We start from the raw sequence: 15416 nt of genomic DNA on the forward strand, positions 1-15416 counted from the left end.
TTTCCCTATTTAATGAAAAATCGAGTATAATAAGGGCAAAGAGGTCGGTTTGGTTTTGCACCCTTACTTTGCGGGTGAAACCAAATACTGTTTGATTTTTTAGATCGCGTCCTGCAAACCGCGTTGAACAGCTTCCAACGGCTTGGGCTTGTGCCTTTCATTCGCGTGGAGGTAGAAAAAGAAGCAGCAGACAGCGCCGGATATTTGAAGAAGCTGGATGCCTTTTTACAGCACAGCCTTCAATACTTTGGCAGTGCTTTTCTCGGAAAATGGCGGTTTGAATTGGTTTTCCGGGAGTGGGGCGGCACACAAAAAAACTTTTACCACGCCTTTTATCAAACAGTGAAGAAGCGGGCTTCTGCTGTGAAAGTGGGCCTGCATGTGCCGGTTTCTCTGGAAGCCTCTAAAGATGCCTTTTTAAAGCAAATTTCCGGCGAGTGTGAGTTCGTTTGTTTTACCTGCAACCCAAATGAAAAAGTGGATTTTACCGATATGAATAACCGCACTTTTGAAGGTGTAAAAAACTTCGTAAAGAAAACGTGTAAGCAATTAAAGGATCGTTTATCGTCTGCCGGTTTGGCCAAGGTGCCAATTTTTCTTACGGACTGGAATACACTTTACGGAAATACGATGGATTTAAGCGGTACTTTTTTTCGCTCGGCCCTTATTTTTAAAGAAATGCTCGATGCCATGAAAGAAATAGACGGCTTAGGATTCTGGATTGATACCCATTCCTTGGAAAAAAACAATACAGGCCGGGGCCATATTGCGATGAACGGCATTGCCCTTTTGTATTATTACCAAATCAAACGCCCTGCTTATTTTAACTTGCAGCTGATGGAAAAAATGGCGCTGCAGATTTTAGCTGAAGGGGAGGATTTTGTCATGGCAAAAGGGGAAAACGGTTACCAATTGGCCGTGTACAACCCTTCTTATATCAATCCTTCTTATTCTGTCGAAAGCTACTTTCTCCATTCTGTCACAAAGGAAAAGAAAATGGTGATTTCAGGGCTGCCGCCCGGGCGTTACCAAATCCGGAAGCATATTCTGGATCAACATCATGGGGAATTTTATACGAGTTCGATCAATTTGCAGCATCAGGATATTTACGATCCAGAAATCATCACGTTTATCAAGCAGGGAACCCACCCTGACCTGCAAATTTATGAGAAGACAGTGGACTCGGCGCTGTATTTGCAATCCACTCTGACCTTTAATGCATTTCATCTTTTCGAAATCAGGCCATTAGGTTAAAACTTAACGGCCTTTTTTTGCAATTTATCCGGCAATAACAGAAAGGAAAGGCAAATATGGAGGATACACACAGCAAAAATGGAAATGCAAGTGAAGGAAAAGTCATTTAAAATGATAAAATAAAAGCGCTTTCATTCGCGGATTGCGGAAGATAGATTGAAAAATGCATGAACGGAGGTTTTTTGTCATGTCCGGAAAAGTGTTAGAGAACATATTAACCCCGCAACTGGAGGAACTGCGTGAAAAGGGGCTGTACAACATCATTGATACACTGGAAGGCCCCAACGGACCGGTTGTTAAAATTGGCGGCAAAGAAGTCATCAACATGTCTTCAAACAATTATCTCGGGTTAGCAAACGATGAAAGGCTGGTCCAGGCAGCGATTGATGCGACAAAGCAGTACGGTGTCGGGGCCGGCGCTGTCCGGACCATTAACGGAACGATGACAATACATGAAGAGCTGGAAAAAAAGATTGCCGAATTTAAGCATACGGAAGCGGCGATTGCCTTTCAATCCGGATTTAACTGCAATATGGGTGCAATTTCAGCGGTCATGACAAAAAAGGACGCCATTCTTTCTGATGAATTGAACCATGCGTCCATTATTGACGGTTGCCGTTTGTCCGGGGCAAAAATCATCCGGGTGAAACACCAGGACATGGATGACTTGTGGCGGGCTGCAAAAGAAGCGGTTGAAAGCGGCGCCTACGAAAAAATCATGTATATTACCGATGGCGTTTTTTCCATGGACGGGGATGTTGCGAAGCTTCCGGAGATCGTGGAAATTGCCGAGACGTTCGGTTTATTGACGTATGTCGATGATGCTCATGGCTCAGGCGTAATGGGAAACGGCGCAGGAACGGTAAAGCATTTTGGCCTTTCCGATAAAATTGATTTCCAAATTGGCACCCTTTCAAAGGCGATTGGTGTTGTAGGCGGCTATGTGGCCGGCACCCGGCAACTGATTGACTGGCTGAAAGTGCGCGCCCGCTCGTTTTTGTTTTCGACAGCCATGACGCCGGGATCTGCCGCAGCCTGCATAAAGGCGATCGACATCTTAATGGATTCAACAGAGAGAGTCGACCGGCTGTGGGAAAACGCGCGGTATTTAAAAGAAGGCTTGAAAAAAATCGGGTTTAATACCGGGCAATCGGAAACCCCGATTACGCCTTGTATCATCGGCGAAGAAACGGTCACGCAGGAATTTTCGCGCCGTCTTATTGAGGAAGGGGTTTACGCCAAAGCCATCACTTATCCGACCGTGCCAAAGGGAACCGGCAGAGTGCGCAATATGCCTACTGCCGGCCATACGAAAGAAATGCTCGACCAAGTGCTTGCTGTATATCAAAAAGTCGGCGAAGCGCTGAGCGTTATCTGAAACGGCTGTGTGGCGCCCTTTCCAACAGGGGCTGGACCCATTTTCATTTTTAACGGGAGGTTGTTTGCGATGAAAAAAATACTTCTAACCGGCAGCCTGGGGCAAATCGGTACAGAATTAACGATCAGGATCCGGGAACTTTACGGAGCAGAAAATGTCCTCGCCACGGATATCCGCCATGTGGATGACAGCCCGGTTGTAACCGATGGCCTGTTTGCGACACTGGATGTCATGGACGGCGAGCGGATGCAAAAACTGGTCAATGACTATCAGATTGATACGATCATCCATTTGGCGGCGCTCTTGTCCGCAACAGCTGAGGAAAACCCGCTTTTCGCCTGGAATTTGAATATGGGCGGTCTATTGAATGCGCTAGAGGTGGCGCGGCATTCCAACTGCCAGTTGTTCACGCCAAGCTCGATCGGCGCTTTTGGCCCGTCAACGCCGAAAGACCATACCCCCCAGGACACCATTCAGCGGCCAAATACGATGTACGGTGTTACGAAAGTAAGTGCGGAATTGCTCTGTGATTATTATTTTACAAAATTCGGCGTGGATACCCGCGGCCTCCGCTTTCCCGGCCTGATTTCCCACAAAGCGCTTCCGGGCGGCGGGACGACAGACTATGCGGTGGATATCTATTATGAAGCGTTAAAGCACCAAAAGTATACATCTTATATTGCGAAGGGCACGTATATGGATATGATGTATATGCCGGATGCGATTGATGCGATTATCAAATTAATGGAAGCGGACCCGTCTGGATTAAAACACCGAAATGCCTTTAATATAACGGCCATGAGCTTTGACCCTGAAGAAATTGCCGCTTCAATCCGGAAATATATACCGGCGTTTACGATGGATTACAAGGTTGACCCTGCCAGACAGCAAATTGCCGATTCCTGGCCAAACAGCATTGACGCCACAGCGGCCAAAGAAGAATGGGATTTCAACCCCCAATACGATTTAGACCGCATGACAAAATCGATGCTGGAAAACTTAGCGAACAAACTGGGGGTCGAGTGCAGGTTGATGGAGTCGGTTTGAGTTTTTGCCTGGTTACATGATGAAAATCACAAAGAGGATAGATGAGCAGCATCAATGCTCTATCTATCCTCTTTTTGTAACCGCCGCATGATATGGCAAGTTATTTTGTTGCTTCGACACCATCAGTGGCTCGGAGGATTTTTTCAGGAACTGAACCGTAGGGTACAACCGCCCATTGACAACGATTGAATTAACCTTTATATTTAGTCTTGCGAAATGTTGCTTAGGGTAACGAAACTGTTTGTATGATGCCTGCGCTTCTGATGTGGGCGCGGGTGGATGGTGAAGGCGTGTTGATTACGAAAATGATCTCGCTGTGGCCAGTGCTTTCTAATAAGGGTCAGGGCGGATGTTCAAGAAATTGAAGGAGGTTTTGGATGCAAGGGCTGTTTTACCGCTATATACGCTTATACCGTGTGCTGATCAAGAAATTGAACGGCTTATTGGCACAGTTCGGGTTGTCCTATTCGCTCTGGCAGGTGATGTTTTATGTGCGGAATTTCGGCCCGTGCACGCTTGTGGAAATCTGCAAGTATTATCAAATTGAAAAACCGAACGTGACAAGGATTGTCCAAAAGCTGGAAGAACAGGGAAGCGTGGAACAGATCCCGGGAAAAGACCGCCGAGAAAAAGTGATCCGGGTGACGGATAAAGGCGAAAACATTTACCGGCAGTGCCGCGCGGAAATTACCGGATTGGAACAGCAGGCAATGAAGGGGATTCCGGAAGCGGAGCAAAAGATCATATTCGAACTGCTTCCGCAAATCAGAGACAATTTAGATTACAAAGGGGAGGAAACAAATTGAGCAGGCCGAAGTTATGGACAAAGGATTTTATAATCGTTTCGACCGCGAACTTTTTTCTGTATTTTACATTTTACTTATTGATGGCGACCGTTACGCTTTTTGCGACTGACCGATTTCATGCATCGCCAAGCGTGGCCGGCCTGGCATCAGGGATTTTCGTCGTCGGGGTCCTGGTTGCGCGGCTCTTTGCCGGCAAATCGATTGACCGCATCGGCAGGAAAAAGATGCTTTATGCCGGTTTTATTGCGATTCTCATCATTTCATTATTTTATTTTGTGACGAATCAACTGGGTGTTTTACTGGCTGTCCGCTTTTTAAACGGTGCAGCACTTGGAATAGCTTCAACTGCAACAGGAACCATTGTTGCCGGGATCATACCCAATGAACGCCGCGGGGAAGGCACGGGTTATTATGCATTGAGTGTAACACTTGCCGCGGCTGTCGGGCCTTTCGTCGGCATGTTCCTCATTCAGCACGCAAGTTTTAATATGGTATTTGCCTTATGTCTTGTGCTATTGGCTTTGAGCTTTATCTCCGCGCTCTTTTTAAAGGTGCCGAAAGTGGAACTCTCAAAAGCGGATCTGGAAAAGATGAAAGGGCTCAAAATCAGCAATTTCTTTGAGTCGAAAGTGTTCCCGATTGCCATCATCAGCGCATTTGTCGGGCTCGGCTACTCAAGCATCCTGTCTTTTTTGACTTCGTATGCGAAAGAAATGAACCTTGTAGATATTTCAAGCTTTTTCTTTATTGTTTATGCCGTGACGGTGCTGGTGTCCAGGCCGTTTACGGGAAGATGGTTTGATACAAAAGGCGAGAACTTTGTCATGTATCCTTCGTTTCTTTTGTTTGCGGCAGGGCTCGTGCTGCTGAACCAGGCTGACAGCGGACTATTAATTTTATTGGCCGGGATTTTCGTCGGGCTTGGGTACGGCACTTTCTCGGCAAGCGGGCAGGCGATTGCAGTCAAAGTATCGCCGAAAAACCGGATTGGGCTTGCGACTTCAACATTCTTTATTTTTCTTGATGCCGGTGTCGGGGTCGGTCCGTTTTTGCTCGGGCTTTTGGTTCCGTTCGCTGGTTATCACGGCTTGTACGCCATCATGGCTGTTGTCCTTGTCTTTTGCGTATTTCTTTATTATTTTGTCCACGGCAAAAAAGCAGCATCTCTGCAAGGCGTGGTGGAAGAAGCAGAATAATTTGTCTAAACACAAACCCGGGGATTGCCCCCGGGTTTGTGTTTTTTAGTGACTTGCCTGGGTCAAAAGCGAAGTGAACGAGAGCGGGATAGTCCGGTGGAAAGCCAGTGCAGGATCGGCCGGCAAAGACTTGGGAAATCAAAAAAGAAGCAAGGGGCAGGCTCTTTTGATTGCGCAGCGGAAGGTTCCTGTTTTTTCATAAGATAAGTTTAAAAATATTTTATAAAAAATTTGATTATAACTAATTGTTCCGTTTACAATAAACGTAAGCGGAATATTTTTACGTAAAAATAAATAAAAATTTACATAGAGTTTTCGTAAAGGAAAAGGTGGTTATTATGGCGACAATGGCTGATATTGCTAAAATGGCGGGGGTATCCATTGCAACCGTGTCCAGAGTCCTGAATTATGACGATAAGGTCGTTGCATCTGATGAAACAAAGCGAAAAATATTTGAAGCAGCCGAAAGTCTGAACTATACAAAACATATGAACAAAAAAACTGCGAGAAAGGAAAAAATAGCAATTGTACAATGGAGCTCGCAGGAAGAAGAACTGAATGATATTTACTATATGTCCATTCGCTTAGGAGCCGAAAAATGCGCACAGGAACATGGCCTGATCATCTCTCGGATTTATGCCGAGTACGAAAAGATCCCGGGTGATGTGGAAGGAATTTTAGCCATTGGGAAATTCTCAGAACAGCAGATTCAAGTTCTTCAATCTTTTCATAAACCGATTTGCTTTGTGGATACTTATTATGAGGTGGGAAGTGCTGATCAGGTCATGATAGATTTTGAACAGGCAGTTAAAGATGTCATTGATTACTTCGTTCAACAGGGACATCAGCGGATTGGATATATCGGGTCGCTTGCTGAGGATGAAACGAATTCCGGAATTGATCCGCGCAGTCTTGAATATACCAAATATATGCAAAAGTTAGGGCTCTATCGTAAAGAAGATGTTTTCGATTTTAAAGGGAAATATGATGTTCGTGCCGGCTACCAGCAAATGATTTCTGCCATTCGGAACTTGGGGGATCATTTGCCGACAGCTTTTTTTATTGCAAATGATCCGATGGCGATCGGCAGTTTAAAGGCCCTTCATGAAAATAACATCCGGGTTCCGGAACAAGTGAGTCTGATCGGCTTTAATGACGTAAGTGTGTCCCAATATACGGTCCCCGCCTTGAGCACCGTAAAAGTGTATACCGAAGTTTTGGGCGAAGAAGGGGTGACACTGTTGCTAGAACGTATAAACAGTCGGGAAATCCCTAAAAAAGTCAGACTGGGGACAAAACTTGTTATAAGAGAAAGCAGCAAATGAAACGCTTCCCTCGCAAAATATTTACGTAAAAATTATGTAAAAAATCAGCTGAAATGTTTAAATTTTTATTGATTTTTGCGTAAAACGGTGCTAGGATGGGGTTATGAATGATACCGTTTTCACAAAAGTGGAAGAAGGATGGAAGCATTGGGTGGCAGTGCACTTAAATAACGGACAACTTGGAGGAATGCGTGATGTTAAAAAAACAAGAAAAATTTTATTACGGCGGGGATTATAACCCTGAACAATGGGATGAATCTGTGTGGAAAGAAGACATGCGGCTGATGAAAAAAGCCGGCGCCAATTATGTAAGCATCAACATTTTCAGCTGGGCAAGGCTGCAGCCGGATGAAGAAACATATGATTTTTCAACGCTCGATAAAATCATGGATATGCTTGCGGAAAACGGCATCGGGGCGGACCTGGCCACTGCCACTGCGGCCCCGCCGGCATGGCTGTCGCGGAAATATCCCGATTCGCTTCCGGTTGACAAGGACGGGGCGCGCTTTCTGCCGGGGTCGCGCCAGCATTATTGCCCGAACAGCAAAGACTACGCGCGGCTTGCGGCGAAACTGGTGCGCAAAATTGCGGAACGGTACAAAAACCATCCCGCGCTTGTCATGTGGCATGTGAACAATGAGTATGGCTGCCACATTGCCGAATGCTACTGCGACAACTGCAAAAAGGCTTTTCAAACATGGCTCAAAGAAAAATACAGCACGATCGAGAACTTGAATAAAAGCTGGTCAACGGACTTCTGGAGCCAGCGTTATTATGAATGGGAAGAAATCTGTCTACCGGGGAAAACGCCGACTTTTGCCAATCCGATGCAACAGCTCGATTACAAAGCCTTTATGGATGATTCGCTGCTTGCGCTTTATAAAATGGAACGCGATATCCTGAAAGCATATACGCCGGATGTGCCGGTGATGACAAACTTAATGGGGCTGCACAAACCGGTGGACGGATTCCATTGGGCGAAAGAAATGGATCTTGTGACATGGGATGCCTACCCGGATCCGTTTGAGGACATCCCGTATGCGCAATTCATGGCCCATGATTTGACGCGCAGTTTGAAAAAACAGCCGTTTTTGCTAATGGAACAGGCAGCCGGCGCGGTGAACTGGCGGGCGCAAAACGCTGTGAAAGCACCGGGCGTGATGCGGCTTTGGAGTTATGAAGCGGCTGCGCACGGAGCGGATGGCATCATGTTTTTCCAATGGCGCGCATCCCAGGGCGGCGCGGAGAAATTCCATAGCGGGATGGTGCCACATTCCGGGGATGAAGAAAGCCGGAATTTCCGGGAAGTGGTGCAACTCGGTAATGAGTTGAAAAATTTGGAAAAGGTAACGGGTTCAGCATATGCAGCCGATGTTGCGATTGTTTTTGACTGGAAAAACTGGTGGGCATTGGAGCTCGATTCAAAACCTTCTTCGCTTGTAACCTATATTAAACAGCTTCTGCCGTTTTATAAGGTGCTTCATACCCGAAACATCGGTGTCGATTTTATTCACCCGGATGAGGCAATGGACCGGTATAAAGTAGTTTTTGCGCCGGCAAGTTACAGGGTGACAAAGGCATTTGCGGATAAAGTAAAAGACTATGTCGAAAAAGGCGGTTATTTTGTCAGCAATTTCTTCAGCGGCATTGCGGATGAAAACGACCGTGTGTATCTTGGCGGCTATCCGGGCGCGTACCGGGATATTCTTGGCATTTATGTTGAAGAGTTTGCGCCGATGAAAAAAGGGGCGGTGCATCAAATCCGGACCGGGTATGGCGATGCGGCTATTCGCGTGTGGGAGGAAAAGATTCACTTGAAAGGTGCCGAAGCTTTGGCCTGGTTCAAAGACGGCTATTTGGCCGGGTCGCCTGCTGTCACCGCGCATCATTGCGGAAAAGGAAAAGCTTATTATATTGGGACACAGCCGGATGAACAATATTTGTCTTCTCTTTTAAAAGACATTTTACAGGAAGCGGATGTCCGACCAGCTTTGGATGCTCCTCGTGGCGTGGAAGTGGTGGTGCGCAAAAATGGAAATGAAAAATACTTGTTCCTGCTTAACCACACAGATCAGGTTCAGTTTGTGAATGCAGGTGGCACGTACCTGGAACTGATTAACGGGGATACTGAATCAGAAACGGTCCGGCTCTCACCCCGGGACGTAAAAATTTTGCAGGTGGTTGAAAAATAGGGTAGCACGAAGGGGAAAGTCTGTCTTTCGTACTTACCTGCTGATGATCAGGAAAATGCTCATTTTTCGGTTGCTTTCTTGAAAAAACGGTATTTCAGAAACCGCCTGTATTTGGAAACCACTCCGGTCTTTTAAGGTGGACGAACTGCAAAGTCACCGGAGAAGGCGCTCATTTTCGAGACGTATTTTGCGATTTCCGGCAGAAACGCCGATATCTCAGGCGAACTGATTCGTCCCGGCGATACCATATCAAAAAGGATACCCCGCGTCACGCGGGGTATCCTTTTATGCTGCCTGTTCTACAGTCTGTTTGCGTGTTTTCTTTTTTACCGGGGAAAGGCGGCGTTCAATCCAGCCCATGATAAAGTCGGCAACGACAGCCATCAAGGCAGTCGGAATGGCACCGGCTAAAATAATCGATGTGCCATTTGAGACGCTGGTTCCGCGGACGATGATATCTCCGAGTCCGCCTGCGCCGACAAATGTGCCCATGGCTGCAATTCCGATCGCAACGACGAGTGCGGTCCTGAGGCCGGCCATAATGACAGACAATGCAAGTGGAAGTTCCACCATCCGCATGATCTGGAACTTTGTCATCCCCATTGCCTTGCCGGACTCAAGCAAAAATTGATCGACGCTGAGGATGCCGGTATACGTATTTTTTAAAACCGGCAAAAGCGAGTAAAGAAACAGGGCAAGCACGACCGTATTGGTGCCGAGTCCCATAACGAGCATCAACATGGACAGCATCGCCAACGACGGGACCGTTTGGATGATATTGGCAAGTGTGAGAATCCAGGCGCTTAGCTTGCGGCGGCGGGCCATGAAAATCCCGAGCGGAATCGCGACGACCGCTGCAAACAGAACACCATATGCCGACATCAGGAAATGGCGGTAAAATTGTACCCATACATAGTTGCCGTTTTCCCCGTAATAATGAAGTACGCTCCTGATCGTTTCCATGATCACCCCTCCTATTCAAAGTAATGATGTTTTTCTAGAAATTCTTTTGCCACCGTCGACGGTTCTTTCATTTCGACGTCACTTTCATAATTCAACTGCTGCATTGTTTTCGTATCAATTTTTCCAACAAGCTTTTGTAAAACTTTCCTGAGTTCAGGATGTTGTTTTAACGTGTCGTCGCGTACGACAGGGGAGGCGTCATACGGCGGGAAAAAGTGTTTGTCGTCTTTCAGCATAACGAGGTTGTATGCATTGATTCTTCCGTCGGTTGAATAGGCAAGCACAACATCCGCCTTTCCGCTTTTGACGGCTTTATAAACAAGCCCGAGTTCCATCGGGTACGTTTTTCCAAATGTAAATCCGTACGTTTTCACAAAACCGTCGTAACCGTCGCCTTTCCGTTTCAGCCAGGAGTTATCCACGCCAAGCCGCAAATCTTTTGCCACTGGTTTTAATTGGGAAACTTTTGTCAAGTGGTCTTTGTCTGCTAAGGATTTGGTAACAGTAAAGGCATAGGTGTTGGCAAATCCGAAAGAGTCGAACCATGTTTGGTGGAACCGTTTTTCAAACTGTTGTTTGACAATTTTTAACGCTTTTTCCGGGTCGGTCACCGGTTCCATGCCGAGTGCGCCTGCTAGATCCGTCCCGGTGTAGCGGACAGCGGAAATATTGATCTGCCCGCTTGTCATCGCTTTATGGAGCACAATCGAGGAACCAAGATTGTTGACCATATCGACTTTTATATTGGTATAATGTTCGATCATATCTTTTTCCATATAACCGATAATTTGTGTTTCCGTTGAGTTGGTCATGCCGATTTTTACGGACTGGCTGTCTGCGGCACTTAGGCCTGGCAGCGTACAGCCGCCCGCAAAGATGCTTAAGCAGAAAACAAGCAAGAGGGCTGCTAATTTTTTCATGTGCCGTCATCCTTTCTAAGCGGCCTGTTTTTGTTTCCGGATGCCTTTTGGAGTAGCAATCGTTTCAAGCTTTCCAAACAGGTAGTCCACGATAAGCGCCAAAATGGTTACCGGTACTGCGCCGGCCGCGATCATTTCCGGCTGGTACAAATTAAGCCCGCTGAAAATATAGTCTCCGAGGCCGCCTGCGCCGATAAAAGAGGCAAGGGTTGCCCAGCCAATTAAATAAACAGTGGAAAGGCGGATACCGGCCATGATCACAGGGATGGCAAGGGGAAGTTCCAAATGGATCACTCTTTCCCATCCGGTCATCCCCATCCCGCGCCCTGCTTCCACCAGTTTCGGGTCGATCCCCTTTACGCCGGTGTACGTGTTCCGCAAGATAGGCAGGACCGAATAGAAAAACAACGCCGCAATGGCGGGAAGCTTTCCAATACCGAAAATCGGAATGAAGAAGGCTAAAATGGCAAGGCTTGGGAAAGTTTGGATAACGCCCGCAATGCCCATCACAATATTTGCTGCCCGCCGGTATTTTGTCAACCAGATGCCAAGCGGAACAGCGACAACGATGCCTAAGATGACAGCCGTGATGGAGATATAGAAATGCTGCCATGTTTTGAACAACAGTTCGCTCCAATTGGCTTCCATAAACTGCATGAAGGCTTCCATGATTTTTCCTCCTAACTGATGATTTCAGATACGGGTTCCTCTTCGCCCCAGATGGAGTCGTAAACGATATCGACGAGGCTTGCTCTCGTGACAATGCCAACAAGCCGGTGTTCATGGTCGACAACAGGCACGTATTTAATGCCTCGTTTTAAAATTTTCCGGACTGTATCGCGGACGAGGGTGTCTTTTTCCACTGCGATTAAATTCGTTTCCACCACGTCTTTGACAAGAACCGGTTTCCTGCGGTTTCGATCGATGATTTCGACATCGATATAGCCGAGGAGCACTTTCCGGCTGTCTACGACAAGCAGGGAGTCAACCCGCTGTTCTTTCATGATTTGGATGGCTTCTGTTAATGTTTTATCGACTGTGACTGTAACGGCTTTCGGGCTCATGATTTGTTCAACGGTCTGGATATTCGGCCGGGCCTGAAGCAGCCGTTCTTTGCCGATAAACGTTTCCACAAATTCGTTGGCCGGTTCGCGGAGAATTTCATCCGGCGTGCCGGTTTGGACCAGTTTGCCGTCGCGCATGATGACAATCTGGTCGGCGAGTTTAATCGCTTCATCCATGTCGTGGGTAACAAATACGATGGTTTTGCCAAGTTCCTTTTGCAGCTTTTTCAATTCGTCCTGCAGGCTGTCGCGGGTAATCGGGTCAAGCGCGCCAAACGGTTCATCCATTAAAATGAGCGGTTGGTCTGCCGCCAGTGCCCGCAAAACGCCGATGCGCTGCTGCTGGCCGCCGCTCAGTTCATGCGGGTAACGGTCCAAAAATTCTTCTGGCATATCGACGAGCTGGAGCAGTTCTTTGGCCCGCTCCCGTTGTTTTTCTTCAGGCCATTTTAGTAATCGCGGGACAAGAGAGATGTTTTGCTGGATTGTCATATGGGGAAATAAACCAATTTGTTGAATCACGTACCCGATTTCTCTTCTCAGTTTAACGGGGTCCGTATCTTTGATGTTTTTGCCATTGATATAAATGGTGCCTTCTGTCGGTTCAATCAGCCTGTTGATCATTTTCATCGTGGTCGTTTTACCGCAGCCGCTCGGGCCGATAAAAACGATAAAACGGCCGGACGCAAATTCGAGATTCAAATCGTCCACGGCGCGTTTGCCGCCCTTATAAATTTTCGAGACGTGGTCAAACTTTAACAATTTTCGCACCTCCAGTTTGTTTTGGGTAGAGATTGGTTACAATATAAGTATACCGTAAAATTTGTAAAATGAAAAGTTTACGTATTGTACTTATTATATAGATGATATATATTGTAATTGAAGGCAATTGGTTCATCATTTTTTACAGTACTTCGGCAAAGCGGCCAAAAGGAGCATTTCTGGAATGGAAGAAAAAACGTTGGACAAAGTTGTCCGGGCGAAAGAACAATATATTGAAAAAATTGCGGACCATATTCGTGCTTTCGGCATCCCGCCAACCGTCGGGCGTGTCCTCGGCATTATCTATATGAACCACAGGCCGATGACGCTCGATGAATTGTCCCAGGCAACAGGCATGAGCAAGACAAGGATGAGCCAGGTAGTCCGCGAAATGGTCGATATGAATATCGCGGAAAAAGTGTTTGAAAAAGGGGTCCGGAAAGATCTTTACAATGTCGGCCTCGATTTTTACGACACTTTTGTTGCCATTTTTACGTCCAATTTGCGGAAAATCATTCATCGCAACAAATTCTTCGAAAAAAAATTTGCGCGTGAGTTGGCAGAACTAAAGGACAATGAAGAGCTGCCGCCGGAAATGGAGAAGCAGCTGAATCATTTTTTAAATGAGCTTTTCAATCTTGCAGAATATTACGATTGGCTTTCGCGGCTTGTCGATTTTTTTGAGAGCGGAAAAATTTTTGAATATGTACCGAAGAAAAAACAGGGATAAACGGAGGCTGGCCCATGAGTACAGAAAAAGAAAAAATGATTGCCGGGAAGTTGTACAATGCGGGAGACCCGGAACTCGCGCAGGCGAGGCTTAATGCAAGACGCCTCGTCCGTACGTTCAATGAAACGGACGAAACCGATTTGGAAACCCGGACAGCATTGTTGAAAAAATTATTCGGTTCGACGGGGGAACGCCTCTTTATCGAATCTGATTTCCGCTGCGATTACGGGTTTAACATTCATGTCGGAGAGAATTTTTATGCGAATTTCGATTGTGTAATTCTCGACGGGGGACCGGTTGAAATCGGGAAAAACTGCATGCTGGCGCCGGGTGTCCATATTTATACGGCAACACATCCGCTTGATGCAAAAACGCGCGTGTCCGGCCTGGAGTTGACCAAACCGGTGAAAATTGGCGATAACGTCTGGATCGGCGGACGCGCGGTGATTAACCCGGGCGTTACGATCGGCAACAACGCGGTGATCGCTTCCGGAGCCGTCGTGGTCAAAGATGTGCCCGACAATGCAGTCGTCGGCGGAAACCCGGCGCGGATCATCAAGATGGCGGAATCATAAGGGAGGCGGCGCCTTCCTTTTTTGTCAATGCAAGAAGGGATGCAAGCCTGGTATCAACGAAACGCCATGGGAAACCCGGGAAGTTGGGAAAAACCGGGAGAGCAGTTAAAGCCAGGGAAAAGAGAGGACGTGGAAAAAAACACTCTCAAAATTGGGGTTATGTAAACATAACCTATCGAGTGACCAGAATCAGTGAAAACTGGCGGCCATCAGTAAAAAAACAGCGGAACGCCAACCATAACAAGCCACCCTGCGGTCAAGGTGGCTTGCCCCTTAATCTTTTTGCCTGGGTGAAACGGCAGCCCAGAGCGCTGCCCCGACAAATGCAGCTATGGCGGCTGATGCAAGCGGATATTTGCTCATCTTGACATAATAACTGTTTCTGCGCATCCAGCCTTTATTCGTGCCCCGTTCATGCAGGCCGTAACCCGGATGGTAGAGGGCGCTGTCCGCTTTCGACTTTGACGGCCGGTCGCTGTGCTGCGTCCGGTACATGGTCAGCTCCATTAATTTATCCATGAACCGTGGCAAGAAGCGGCCTAAGACTGCGACCATTTTTGCCTGCGATCCGACATACATATCCCGCTTCGGGTGCTCGGCTGCAAACAGGATGGCTTCCGCGACGGCTTGAGGCGGGTAAATCATGGACATATAATGCGCCGGTTGTTTCTTAAGGTAGCTGCGCGCATGCTCATTATACGGCGTATCGATCCGGCCGGGGTGAACGAGCGTAATCGATACGGGCGCATGCTCTTTTTCGAGTTCCATCCGGATACTTTCTGTAAAACCGTGCAACGCAAATTTAGAGGAAGCATAGGTGGACTGGATGACGGTTCCGCGGTCGCCGAACAGGCTGCCGATATTGATCACAGCACCGGGCACGCCGCGGCTTTTGTAATGCTGGACGGCTAACCTTGTCCCGTATACGGCTCCCCAGAAATTCGTGTCATACATGCGTTTCATGTCTTCAATGCTGACGTCCATCGCTTCGCCAAAAATCGAAAACGCCGGCATTGTTCACCCAGGTGTCAAAGCCGCCGAACGTTTTAATGGCGGTTGCCGCAATATGCTTCACATCTTCTTCGCGGCCGACATCCGCCCGCACCCAGATGGCGGAACTGCCATTATTTTTTAACGTCTTTCCGAAAGAAGTCTCCCATCCTCAAGGAATGTGAAGGTGCGAATCGCACCAATGAGTAGGTGG

General features: G+C 47.3%; 13 protein-coding genes and 1 pseudogene. 9 read left to right on the forward strand and 5 right to left on the reverse strand.

Annotation, left to right across the window (positions count from 1 at the left end; translation table 11 throughout):
- Positions 1-150: 150 nt before the first annotated feature.
- The 7 genes from NFR98_RS11155 (at position 151) to NFR98_RS11185 (ending at position 9198) form a co-directional block, all read left to right on the forward strand.
- Positions 151-1254 carry a hypothetical protein gene (locus NFR98_RS11155; protein ID WP_251460159.1) on the forward strand — a complete coding sequence of 368 codons (1104 nt, stop codon included), beginning with the start codon at positions 151-153 and terminating at the stop codon, positions 1252-1254.
- Positions 1255-1441: 187 nt separating this feature from the next.
- On the forward strand, positions 1442-2632 hold the full coding sequence (locus tag NFR98_RS11160) for a glycine C-acetyltransferase (RefSeq protein ID WP_035189687.1): 1191 nt from the start codon (positions 1442-1444) through the stop codon (positions 2630-2632).
- Between the two features lie 69 nt (positions 2633-2701).
- Complete coding sequence (locus tag NFR98_RS11165; RefSeq protein ID WP_429892978.1) at positions 2702-3679, forward strand: L-threonine 3-dehydrogenase; 978 nt, start codon at positions 2702-2704, stop codon at positions 3677-3679.
- Positions 3680-4056: 377 nt separating this feature from the next.
- Positions 4057-4485, forward strand: a complete 429-nt coding sequence (locus NFR98_RS11170) for a MarR family winged helix-turn-helix transcriptional regulator (protein ID WP_014096139.1) — start codon at positions 4057-4059, stop codon at positions 4483-4485.
- Positions 4482-5681: an MFS transporter gene (locus NFR98_RS11175; RefSeq protein WP_014096138.1), complete on the forward strand. Its 1200-nt coding sequence runs from the start codon at positions 4482-4484 to the stop codon at positions 5679-5681. The genes NFR98_RS11170 and NFR98_RS11175 overlap by 4 nt, the downstream gene beginning before the upstream one ends.
- Before the next feature lie 338 nt (positions 5682-6019).
- On the forward strand, positions 6020-7006 hold the full coding sequence (locus NFR98_RS11180) for a LacI family DNA-binding transcriptional regulator (RefSeq protein ID WP_017551896.1): 987 nt from the start codon (positions 6020-6022) through the stop codon (positions 7004-7006).
- Positions 7007-7200: 194 nt separating this feature from the next.
- Positions 7201-9198, forward strand: a complete 1998-nt coding sequence (locus NFR98_RS11185; protein WP_035182479.1) for a beta-galactosidase — start codon at positions 7201-7203, stop codon at positions 9196-9198.
- A gap of 285 nt (positions 9199-9483) precedes the next feature.
- On the opposite strand, the gene NFR98_RS11190 is transcribed toward NFR98_RS11185, so the two are convergent.
- From NFR98_RS11190 to NFR98_RS11205, 4 genes are read right to left on the reverse strand one after another with little or no spacing between them, the layout of a single operon-like run.
- Entirely contained in the window at positions 9484-10161 is a 678-nt protein-coding gene (locus NFR98_RS11190) for an ABC transporter permease (RefSeq protein ID WP_035182477.1), read from the reverse strand.
- A gap of 11 nt (positions 10162-10172) precedes the next feature.
- Positions 10173-11081: an osmoprotectant ABC transporter substrate-binding protein gene (locus tag NFR98_RS11195; RefSeq protein ID WP_014096132.1), complete on the reverse strand. Its 909-nt coding sequence runs from the start codon at positions 11079-11081 to the stop codon at positions 10173-10175.
- Between the two features lie 15 nt (positions 11082-11096).
- Positions 11097-11750, reverse strand: a complete 654-nt coding sequence (locus tag NFR98_RS11200) for an ABC transporter permease (RefSeq protein ID WP_014096131.1) — start codon at positions 11748-11750, stop codon at positions 11097-11099.
- Positions 11751-11761: 11 nt separating this feature from the next.
- Complete coding sequence (locus NFR98_RS11205) at positions 11762-12907, reverse strand: betaine/proline/choline family ABC transporter ATP-binding protein (protein WP_014096130.1); 1146 nt, start codon at positions 12905-12907, stop codon at positions 11762-11764.
- Positions 12908-13091: 184 nt separating this feature from the next.
- On the opposite strand from NFR98_RS11205, the gene NFR98_RS11210 reads away from it, so the two are divergent.
- Complete coding sequence (locus NFR98_RS11210) at positions 13092-13637, forward strand: GbsR/MarR family transcriptional regulator (protein WP_251460161.1); 546 nt, start codon at positions 13092-13094, stop codon at positions 13635-13637.
- A 14-nt stretch (positions 13638-13651) separates the two neighbouring features.
- A complete protein-coding gene (locus NFR98_RS11215) occupies positions 13652-14212 on the forward strand; it encodes a maltose acetyltransferase domain-containing protein (RefSeq protein WP_013858384.1) in 561 nt (186 codons plus the stop codon).
- A gap of 273 nt (positions 14213-14485) precedes the next feature.
- On the opposite strand, the pseudogene NFR98_RS11220 reads toward NFR98_RS11215, so the two are convergent.
- Positions 14486-15347 (reverse strand): annotated as a pseudogene (locus NFR98_RS11220) (SDR family oxidoreductase); the annotation flags it as partial.
- Positions 15348-15416 lie beyond the last annotated feature (69 nt).

The sequence above is a fragment of the Weizmannia agrestimuris genome (genome assembly GCF_943193165.1).
In the GTDB taxonomy this organism is placed as follows: Bacteria; Bacillota; Bacilli; order Bacillales; family Bacillaceae_C; genus Weizmannia; species Weizmannia faecalis.

What these genes read in the sequence shown, in the direction of transcription:
- NFR98_RS11215 (WP_013858384.1), top strand. Translation starts at nt 13,652, where the DNA reads ATGAGTACAGAAAAAGAAAAAATGATTGCCGGGAAGTTGTACAATGCG.
- NFR98_RS11200 (WP_014096131.1), bottom strand. Translation starts at nt 11,750, where the DNA reads ATGGAAGCCTTCATGCAGTTTATGGAAGCCAATTGGAGCGAACTGTTG.
- NFR98_RS11210 (WP_251460161.1), top strand. Translation starts at nt 13,092, where the DNA reads ATGGAAGAAAAAACGTTGGACAAAGTTGTCCGGGCGAAAGAACAATAT.
- NFR98_RS11170 (WP_014096139.1), top strand. Translation starts at nt 4,057, where the DNA reads ATGCAAGGGCTGTTTTACCGCTATATACGCTTATACCGTGTGCTGATC.
- NFR98_RS11190 (WP_035182477.1), bottom strand. Translation starts at nt 10,161, where the DNA reads ATGGAAACGATCAGGAGCGTACTTCATTATTACGGGGAAAACGGCAAC.
- NFR98_RS11195 (WP_014096132.1), bottom strand. Translation starts at nt 11,081, where the DNA reads ATGAAAAAATTAGCAGCCCTCTTGCTTGTTTTCTGCTTAAGCATCTTT.
- NFR98_RS11185 (WP_035182479.1), top strand. Translation starts at nt 7,201, where the DNA reads ATGTTAAAAAAACAAGAAAAATTTTATTACGGCGGGGATTATAACCCT.
- NFR98_RS11165 (WP_429892978.1), top strand. Translation starts at nt 2,702, where the DNA reads ATGAAAAAAATACTTCTAACCGGCAGCCTGGGGCAAATCGGTACAGAA.
- NFR98_RS11160 (WP_035189687.1), top strand. Translation starts at nt 1,442, where the DNA reads ATGTCCGGAAAAGTGTTAGAGAACATATTAACCCCGCAACTGGAGGAA.
- NFR98_RS11180 (WP_017551896.1), top strand. Translation starts at nt 6,020, where the DNA reads ATGGCGACAATGGCTGATATTGCTAAAATGGCGGGGGTATCCATTGCA.